Raw genomic sequence first — 8854 nt, 5'->3', positions numbered from 1 at the left:
GTATTCCTTTAAACTGGTTTCGTTGGCATGGTTGTGAAAAGGTCATCCGCTGATTTCTGATATCAGAGTTCGTCGCGGGTCACTTTATCGTCTCCCTTGAGAAGCATTTTTTTATCATGACCAGAAACTTTCTTATCGTCGCTCTGTTGCCAGTTGAAGAAGGTACCCAGAGTGTAAGAGTAGGGAATACTTTCTACATGGGAGAATGACCATTTAGGCACATTTTCCCTGAAGTATTTCTCCCAGCCATTGTCAAACAACTTCATGGTGCGATCACGGCGTTCACGAAACTGCAGATAATTTTCGCTTCGAGTCCAGCCATGCATCATGTTGTTTACTTTAACGCGGCCTGCGTACTCTTCATGCGTTTCATTGAAGCGTTGAGGTGTAGCAATGGCAGTACGTTTCGCATAGTTATCGCCGGTTTCACCGACTCCTCGCCAGCGGTTGATGGTGTCAAGACTTCGGCCCAGGGGGCCACCCAGCCATTGAGTCAGCATCTTGTTGTCGTTCATGAAAAAGTCGAAAGTGAGACTCGACGCCAGAGCAAACCCGAACGTTTGCGCATAGGTATACCGGGATAGTATACCATAGGCGTATGCTCCGGCCGTGGCAACCGGACCCATCACCAGACCGGCTGTGGCAGAGGCCAGAGTTTTCACTTTTTCGGGTGTCATCCTGTGCAGCAGCGGTATTTGAACTCCCTGTCCGGACCCCATGGATTTCACTATATCGGGCACCAGACGGAAAATGTTGCGATACATGTAGGGGTTCGCGTTGTATTGTCTGGCAAACAGTAAAGAGCCGGTTTTCAGCAGGATGACTGAGGAAGCGGCCCTACCCAATGGCATTGCCAGCCCACCCACTTCAGAGACTTTTTCAATGCCACTGTGGTAGGCATATTGGTCAGTTCGGTCAAGGTCAACACCGTAGCGTTCTAACCAGTTTTGGAAAGGTGTTGGCATCCGGTGCAGGTAATCACCCCTGTTGGTCAAATCCAGAAGGTAGAGAAACGCCATGTTTGCGAGGGACACTCTGGCAGCATGCCTGGCGGTATATGTCACCAGTAGAGGTTTGTAGCTGGAGAAGTACCAGGTGACCGCCTGCACCAGCGAGGCCGAAGGCTTGATCCAGTAATCATTGAGCTGCCGCTCAACGGCTGCGGCATGAGTCTGCATCAGTGTGCCATGGATAATCTGGATCAGCTCTGATTCAGACATGCCAGCAGCATTGGCATAAGGTGTCAGGGTATCCTGAACATTGGTCAGGAATGCAGCCGTCTTGCGGCCGTTTTCAAAGGCGATATCGTCAAGAACGTAGTTGGCGATAACAGAAGCTGCGTACTCTTTCATGCCGGCAACAGACTCCTTCATACCCGCCGGGCCAGTCAGGGGCATAGGAGTAAAGGCATTCTGCATGAATTCCTTAACACCCTCATCGGACAGCATCCGGACAACAGCCTTGAAATCAGCCACTTTGATTCCATGTCCATAGCCCAGGAAGTGCTCAAATTCATCCACTGTCTGATAACCGTCGACACTTCTGACGGCCGTGATGTAGTTCTCCAGTTCAACCTTGCTGATCAGACCTTCACGCAATAGCGTTATGATCTTGTTACCACTGGCAGAACGGGCAGCGAAGTATTCCGAGAAGCCTTTCAGATCCCTTGCCTCACAATCGACGAAGTAAATAGCGGCTTCGCCCATACCGTGGATTTCATCGTCGTACTGTTGTGGCCCGCTTTTAATATAAATCCTTGCCCTGTTTGCCAGATCCCGGGCTTCTTTCAGAGGGCTCAGAGACGGACCTGCTTCAGGCCCGGACGTGAATGTCGTCTTCAGATTTTTGAAGACTTCTACCATTCGTCTGGCCTGATCAAACGTTAGATCGTTGCCGACCGATGCCTGCAAGTGAACAGGTGCCCATTCATCGTCAAAGTCAAAAGTCAGAAGATCGGGTACTGGTTTATCACTCAGTTCTGCTGAGTGTGCCAGACCCATTGCGGCTTCCAGGGCCTGCTTCTTGAGAGAGTGCGCTCGAATGAAGGCGTACATATTGGCGAGTATTTCTGCCTGTCCCGGCGTGTACTGGAAGGGGCCACCCTCATTTCTGACAACTTCCTCTGCAGCTTCCAGAACTTGCTCCATGTTCTCTATATTCGCTTTTTTGACTACTGCTTCTTTTTTCAGACGCTCCTGTTGCCGGATCAGTTGCAGGATTTTGCCGCCACTACCATCATCCCCGAATAGTTCCAGCTTTTTCTTTCTGAGGGCATCAATCCGGGTATCATAGCTAGCGGTAGAGTCTGGTTTGAGACCCATGGCATCTTCAATGACTTTAAGACTCCCCTCATGATCCTCCATAGCTTCCTGTGCTTCTGATAACAGAGCTTGCTTCCGGTTCGCTACTAAATTCTGCAAAGGGCTCTCGTCAATGTCTTGATTTTTGTTGTTCAGATCCTCTTGTGCCTGTTTTTCTTCAACTTTTGCATAGGCTGCCAATTCCATTTCTCGCAAATCTTGCTCTCGCAGGAAATTCGTGACCTGAGTGTACTTTCTCCTGATGGCAGGCATTTCGCCCTTAGCGTGATCGACTTCAACCTGACCATCAGTGGCTGCATAATCCGTGTCAGAGGGGGTGTCACCAGAATGTGCGAATGCCGCTTGTTTACCATAAACAGCATCCAGTTTGCGATGGATTGACTCCAACTCACTTTTAGCTTTTTCTATGTCTCCTTTGGCTCTGGCTAGCTCACGATCAAGAGCGTATCGGGGTTTAGATCCCAAGCGAGCCATTTGCTTGTCAAGATCATTTTCAATGGTTGCGATACGCTCATTAATGTCAGGCTGACCTGCATTGAAAATTGCTTCATACAGCTCTTTGAGTTTTGCTTCAATCAGACTGTTCTGATTGTTGATAGTGGCATCCTCTTCATAGTCCTTAATGCTGAGTTGATGGGCCAGTTCATTGTTTCTGGCTCTTCTGACACCTTCATCGTCAGAAGCTTCGTCGAATTCATCCATTAATGCCTGAACTTTGGCTTTTAGAGCATCCTTTTGATCAGACAGATTGTCATCTTCTGCAAATGCGATATTCAGATCTTTGGCCAGTTTCGCGGTGAGAGCTTCGCCCCTTTCTTTAGCAGCAACATATTCATGAGGGTGGATCTTCAGCTTCTCCTCTACGGCTGCAAGCAAACATGTCTGTTGTTCTTTGGCGTGCTTGTCCAGGTACCAATCCTCAACTTTATAGGCTAGAACCGCACGAAGCTTCTTGAGTTTGAGATCCCTCTCGCTCAGGGCTGTGCTGTCTCCTTTCCAGAGGGCTTGACCTATGCGGTCCAGCGTATCTTCTGAGATATCGCCGTCGTCAAGCACTGTATGGACCCAGGCAAGTCTCGCTGCTTTGTCATCCTCTTCATCGAAATTGATATTAAGTATTTCTTCTACGGCTTCCAGCAGAGCTATCTGTTGTTCTGTGGCATGCTTACCCGGGCCCGGGTCTTCGATTTTATAGTGAAGATGTGCAAGAAGCTTAAGGAGTTTGAGATTCTTCTCGCCCCGGGCCGTGATTTTATAAGCCCAGAGGTTATTGTCTAACTCATCCAGCAGCTTGTCCGGGAGGTCACCGATGTAAAGTATTCTATAAATTTTGGTGAGTCTTGTTGTTTTGTCATCCTCTTCATTGACTTTGATGTTGAGTATTTCTTCTGCGGCTTTCAGCAGGCTGAGGGCCTCTTCCTCTGTCCGCTGTCTGGCATCTCTGATGAATGCCTGCATGTCATCAGAAATGGCCTGGCGACGGAGATATACATCGTTACTTTCATCAAGGTTACGCATCTCAAGGGCTATTTCCACATTACTCAGTGTCTCAAGGACTTCAGGCATCGCTTCAGGGTGGCCTGGTGTTCTGATGTCTTTCAGTTCTTTTTCCAGCTTTGCAAGCTCGAAGAGCTTGACATGTACCGTTCTTTCCAGGGTTTTCCGGTCTTCCAGTTTGCTGTTTTTATTTAGGTCAATACCAAGAACCTCTGCCAGAGCGGCTTTTCTGGCATAGGTGAAAGAGTCCTCTAAATCCTTTTGATCTCTCAATGTCTTCAGGCTCTTATGCAGAATTTTATGTTCAGCATCCATTGTTGTAAGTTTTTGAAGCAGGCGCTGTTCCTGATCCTCAATATCTGCACTGCTACCAAAATTCTCAATGTTTAAATAGGCGGCAAGGGTTGCATAGCTGGCTTTAACCTTAGCTTGAAAAAGTTCTTGATCGATCTGAGCTACCTGCTCTTTTAGTTGCTCCCTGATAGCCTGGTGACGGACTTGCGGGTCCTTTTTATTATCCGGAACCAGACCGAGCTGAATTTCAAAGTTAGCCAGATTATTCCGGGTTACACGACCGATTGGCCCTTGCTCATGTTGCAGCTGTTGATGAATGGACTGAAGGCGGGTCTCCAGATCATTTTCATTGTCTGGAATAATATTGAGTTTGCTTTCAATGGCCGCTATTTTTTCTTTTGCAGCCTCTTCCGCAGGGTGTTCTGTTGTGTCTTTTGCGGGAATTGATGTTATGGCAGCCGGTGTTGCGGCAACCAATGTTCTGGCAACTGGTGTTGCGACAACCGATGTTGCGACAAACGGTGTTGCGACAACCGATGGCGCGACAGCCGAGGGCGCGACAGGCGAGGGTGCGACAGGCGAGGGTGCGACAGCCGAGGGTGCGACAGCCGAGGGTGCGACAACCGATGGTGCGACAAACGGTGTTGCGATAATCGATGTTGCGGGTACTGGAGGCTTGTTTTCAAGAATTTTTTGGCTGATGATGCTCGTTTGTTCCTCTGGTGACAGGGCATCATTCCAGTTACCAATACCAAGCTCTGCTGCTATTTGTGCATTGCGGGCTTTTGTGGCGTCTGCTGCGGCATCACGAACTTGTTGTTCCAGCTTTGGAATTTGTTTGATTGTCTGCTGAAGTTTTCGTAACCAGACTTCCGGTTTTTCCTGATCATGTTGAGCCTCTTTATATTGTTGAATAATCTCAATTTCCTGCTGTTTAAGATCCCACTTAATGGCCTGCTGACGGGCTTTAAGGTCATCTTCGATATTCGGAATCAGGCCGAGTCGGCCTTCAATGTTAGCCAGTTTTTCCCGGGCTTTCTCATCGGGCAGTCCAGCGATTTGAAGCAGTTGATCTTTAATGGAATAAAGTTGACCCATAGTGTTTCCATTGACTGAAGTAAAGATGCGCTGACCTCCAATGTTCGCCTGCTTTGCGTTTGCAGCTTCTTGCGCGGGTTGTCTCATTGCAGCAACCATTGGCTGGGTATCATCTCTGCCATCAAAACCAAGATCTGTTGTTTTAGTGTTGCGGGCTTTTGTGACATCTGCTGCGGTATCACGAACTTGTTGTTCCAGCTGTGGAATTTGTTCGAATGCCTGGTGAAGTTTTTGTAACCAGACATCCGGTCTTTCCTGTTCCAGTTGCTCCTCTTTATATTGTTGAGTAATCTCAATTGCCTGCCGTTTAAGATTCCATTGAATCGCCTTGCGACGAGCTTCAAGGTCTTCTTCGTGATTCGGAGTCAGGCCGAGCTGACCTTCAATGGTAGCCAGTTTTTCCCGGACTTTCTCATCAGGTAGTCCGGTGATTTGATCCAGCTGCTCTTGAGTGGATTGAAGGTCATCCAGAGTGTTTCCATTGACTGAAGTAATTTTGCGCTTGCCTCCAATGTTCGCCTGCTTTGCTTTTGCAGCTTCTTCAGCAGGCTGTCTTGTTGTGGCAGCCAATGGCTTGATTTTAAGGATTTTTTCTCTGATGCGTCTGGCTTGTAATTCCAGCGGCTGAGTCTCATCCCAGTCGTCAATACCCAGTTCTGTTGCTGTTTGAGCGTTGCGAGCTCTTATGGCATCGTCTCTGGCATCTTGAACTTCTCGTTCCAGCGTTGGAATTCGTTCGACTTCCTGCTCAAGTCGTTCTAACTGGTTTTTCTTTTCTCTGGCAATGGCTCTGACCATATGAAGTTTTTTTTCAAGCTCTGGAATTTGTTCGACTTGTTGCTGAAGTTTCACCATGTGGTCTTGCACTGCATCCATCCTGTTGCGATGCTGTGCAAGCTTAGTTTCCAGTTGTTGCCGATCCTGAAACAGTCCGAGTTTTTCCTTTTCAATGGCCTCGGCTTTCTCCGTTGCGAGCTTCATCAGGTATCTGAGCTGGGTGATATCGCCTTCTCTTTGCCGCAAAGCCAGCAGCTTGTTTTCCATCTCCATCAGCTGTCTGGAAATGTTGTTTATAACTTTGGAAGCAAACTGTTTATCGTCCCCGGGAGCATCATCCTGCACTTGGTTGATATTGCTGATAGCAGGTATCACTCGATGAATACTGTGAATAAAGAGCTGATTGTTCAGAAGATTTCTAAGTACGGGGTTGAAACCGAAGTGTCTGAAGAGTTGATTATGTACCCAGCTTGACGTGACGACCGACGAAGCCACCCTGATGTGTCTTACTGTGAATTCAAACTCATCTACCTCATAGGGTGGAGCAGCATTGGTTAATGCCTGCTCGAGAGATTCATAGTATGCAAGCGTAAGCAGCCTTTCTACCTTATCTTCAAGTTCAATCCCGCCCTGTACAGCTAGCTCCTCCAGTATTGCCATCTGCCTGCTTCGAATGATGTATTGGTAGTTATTGAGCATCCTTTTTTTAATCCGGGTTGATACTTGTGCTTCAGACTCATGAGTATGACCCGATGTTTGCCAGAGTCTGAATAGGCGTTCCACTAAAGCGGCTTGGGCCGGATTCTGTTTTTGACCACGGAAAACAATAATCCCCCCCCCGGGTCTCACCAGTCACTTCCAGTTTTGGATAACCCGCAGGCACAGGATAAACCTGTGTGTCATCCTCGACCTGGACAACGTATCCGACGGGTTTGCTGTGTGCTAACAATTCATTAAGAGCCTGCTGTTGTATATCCTCTCTCAGGACATGAACCTGGATATAGGCAGAGGTGGCTGCTGCCAGGAGAGCATCATCATTGATAAAGAGTGATTGACCCAGGCGTTTCAGCTCAGGAGGCTGATCACCTGCAGCGATAAGACGCATGAAGGTACGCTCATACACTTCAACTTTTTCTACTTCAATGATGGCAAGGGGCACAAAGTCATCACGGGTGCCGAGGTATCCTGCTCTGTGATCGGCACCTTGCAGCAATGCTGACAGTTGTGGGGGACTGGCGATTTTCGTTAACGGTTCTAAAGATTGGACGCCACTCCATTGATCACGAACAGCCTTAACTGAATCCTGATCGGTCATGCCGCTTCTGACTTCAATGACCAGTTGCTTTTCTGCAAGGTTATGGGTGAACCTGAAGACACCCTCATCACCGATCTTCAGGAGTTTGGTGTACTTCTGAGCAATGTCATTTTCGTCTGTTTCAAACAGGTCAACGCTGGAAACGCTACCATCAGTGACGGAAAGAATGTCTGTAAAGCTAATGCCAGGGCCGGTATAGACTGCTCTGAATGTCGACAGATCAGGGTAGGTGGTGGTAAAGGATTTGGGTATTGGCTGTTGGTCATCACCTAAAGTGGGCTTAACGATGACCTCACTCTGGACAAACTCGTAATGTCCCTTGTCCTGAATATCGACAGATATTGTCTGCAGTTTGCGCTCGGGCAGTGCCTGTGTACCCATGATGAAAGAGCTGGTGGCAAAGGCCACGGCAAGGCTTAAAGCATTGGGGCGTGCGTTCGTCATTCTACTACCTCAGAAGAACGAAACCAGTATGTATTCCTTCATACTGCTTTCGGTTGGATGGTTATCAAGAGGCCATCCGCTGATTTCTGATCAGAATTCGTCGCTGGTCTCTTTATTGTCTCCCGAGAGGCATTTCCCGATCATGACAAGAGAGCTTCTTGTCATTGTCCTGTTGCCACTCGAAGAAGGCACTCAGAGTGTAGGAGTAAGGAGTACTTTTTGCGTGGGAGAATGACCATTCAGGTACATTTTCCCTGAAGTATTTCTCCCAACCATGCTCATACATCTTTGTGGTCCGATCACGTCGTTCACGGAACTGAAGATAATTCTCCTTCCGCGTCCAGCCAGGCATTATGTTTTTGGCTTTAACAGGGTTGGCATGCTCTTCATCGGTTTCAACGGAGCGTTGAGGTGTGGAAACAAGTGTTTGAGCGCAGGTAAACCCTGATACCAGACCGCAGGCGTATGCTCCTGCAGTGGCTACCGAACCCAGCACGAGGCCGGCTGTGGCAGAGGCCAGAGTTTTCACTTTTTGCGGTGTTACCCTCTGCAGCAGTGGTAGCTGAACCCCCTGTCCGGAACCCATGGATTTCACTATATCGGGCACCATACGGGAAAGGGAGCAACTTCAATTAACACGGGGCTGTCAATCGCCCAGGGTTGTTCCGGTAAGTTGTTGAGTGAATTTAGTTCACAATGGCAAAGTCCAATGACAGTAGAATTGTGTTGTTTTTTCGGGGCAGGAATACATTTATGCACGCCTCATAACAGGGCTTGATCGATGGCCCGACGCTACGTATTTTTATACTGGTTGTTTTTAGATGGCTATTAAGGGGGCCATGCACTGGTTTCTGATATTAAAGTTCGTTGTGGATATTCTTATCTTTTTCAGAGGCGAACTTCTCAATCTTCTGATCAGTCCGTGCTACTTTCATGGCCGAAAGGGTTTTCTCAGGCGTTGCAGTCCTTGTAGCCTTCCTGTCAATCCTGTCACTCCTGTGCCGCCATTCATAGAAGGCACCCAGAGTGTAAGAGTAAGGAATACTTTTTGCGTGGGAGAATGACCATTTAGGTACATTGTCCCTGAAGTATTTTTCCCAGCCATGCT

Annotated in this window: 4 protein-coding genes; all 4 read right to left on the bottom strand. The window is 48.1% G+C overall.

All coding sequences use genetic code 11. The annotated features are described in order from the left end of the window. Positions 1 to 62: 62 nt before the first annotated feature. On the bottom strand, positions 63 to 6770 hold the full coding sequence (locus tag KDK19_RS23595; RefSeq protein WP_257293084.1) for a hypothetical protein: 6708 nt from the start codon (positions 6768 to 6770) through the stop codon (positions 63 to 65). Next, entirely contained in the window at positions 6724 to 7746 is a 1023-nt protein-coding gene (locus KDK19_RS23590) for a hypothetical protein (protein WP_257293083.1), read from the bottom strand. Before KDK19_RS23590 ends, KDK19_RS23595 begins: the two co-directional genes overlap by 47 nt. Before the next feature lie 112 nt (positions 7747 to 7858). Next, positions 7859 to 8341 carry a hypothetical protein gene (locus KDK19_RS23585; protein ID WP_257280425.1) on the bottom strand — a complete coding sequence of 161 codons (483 nt, stop codon included), beginning with the start codon at positions 8339 to 8341 and terminating at the stop codon, positions 7859 to 7861. A gap of 262 nt (positions 8342 to 8603) precedes the next feature. After that, positions 8604 to 8854: hypothetical protein (locus tag KDK19_RS23580; protein WP_257293082.1), on the bottom strand; the 251-nt coding region annotated here is incomplete at its 5' end.

It is taken from the genome of Endozoicomonas sp. ONNA1 (assembly GCF_024606325.1).
GTDB lineage: Bacteria > Pseudomonadota > Gammaproteobacteria > Pseudomonadales > Endozoicomonadaceae > Endozoicomonas_A.
This window is presented reverse-complemented; position numbering and strand designations above follow the sequence as displayed.